This window comes from Streptomyces sp. NPDC059224, assembly GCF_042754285.1.
In the GTDB taxonomy this organism is placed as follows: Bacteria; Actinomycetota; Actinomycetes; order Streptomycetales; family Streptomycetaceae; genus Streptomyces.
In genome coordinates this window covers 1-1,092 of record NZ_JBHZAN010000117.1, presented here as the reverse complement: position 1 = coordinate 1,092, position 1,092 = coordinate 1, and the positions used below count along the sequence as shown (strand labels likewise).

Annotated in this window: 2 protein-coding genes; both read left to right on the top strand. The window is 70.8% G+C overall.

The genetic code is table 11. The features are described from left to right. Nucleotides 1–950: zinc-dependent alcohol dehydrogenase (locus ACFXI4_RS44745; RefSeq protein WP_385003464.1), on the top strand; the 950-nt coding region annotated here is incomplete at its 5' end. Between the two features lie 5 nt (nucleotides 951–955). After that, nucleotides 956–1,092 (top strand): universal stress protein (locus ACFXI4_RS44740; protein ID WP_362721763.1); only part of this gene is annotated, 137 nt, incomplete at its 3' end.

Below are 1,092 nucleotides of genomic sequence, written 5' to 3'. Positions count from 1 at the left end.
GCGGACAGGTCCGGATCCGGGTGGAGGCCTCCGGGCTGTGTCACACCGACATCCATGCCGCGCGCGGTGACTGGCCCGTCAGGCCGAATCCGCCGTTCGTGCCGGGGCACGAGGGCGTGGGTGTCGTGGAGGAACTCGGTGCGGGCGTCACTCACCTGGCCGTGGGGCAGCGGGTTGCCGTGCCGTGGCTGGGCCGGGCCTGCGGGCGGTGCGAGCACTGCCTGTCCGGCTGGGAGACCTTGTGCGAGCAGCAGGTCAACACCGGGTACGGGTGCGACGGCGGGTACGCCGAGAAGATGCTTGCCTGGGCCGATTTCGCCCAGCCCGTGCCCGATGGTGTCGGCGCGGTGGATGCCGCCCCGCTGACCTGCGCCGGTGTGACGACGTACAAGGCGCTCAAGGTCGCCGGGGTCCGGCCCACGCAGCTCGTCGCGATCTCCGGGATCGGCGGGCTGGGTCACCTGGCGGTGCAGTACGCGAAGATCGCGGGTGCTGTGGTGGCGGCCGTCGACGTCACCGACGAGAAGCTCGAACTCGCCGCGGAACTCGGGGCCGACCTTGTCATCGATGCCCGTAGGGACGACGTCGGCGAGGTTCTCAGGCGGCATGGCGGCGCGCATGCGGCGATCGCCCTCGCGGTGAACGACGCCGCTTTCGAGGCCGTCAATTCGGGTGTGCGGCGCGGTGGCAGGCTGGTGATGGTCGCGCTGCCCGCGCGTGGCACGGTCCGGGTTCCGATCTTCGACACCGTTCTGAACGGCACGAGCGTGATCGGTTCGATCGTCGGCACGCGTCAGGACCTCGCCGAGGTGTTCCAGCTGCACGCGGCCGGACGGACCCGGGTGATCTGCGAGACCCGGCCCCTGATGTCCGTGAACGAGTCCATGGACGAGGTGTTGCGCGGCGAGGTCAAGGCCCGGATCGTCTTCGACATGAGCGTGGGGCGGTGAGCACGGTGGACCTTCCTCTCGTCGTCGGTGTCGACGGCTCCGAGTCCAGTCTGCGGGCCGTCGACTGGGCGGCCGACGAGGCCGCCCTGCGCGGGGCACCGCTCCGGCTCGTGTACGCCTCTCTCTGGGAGCGGTACGAGGG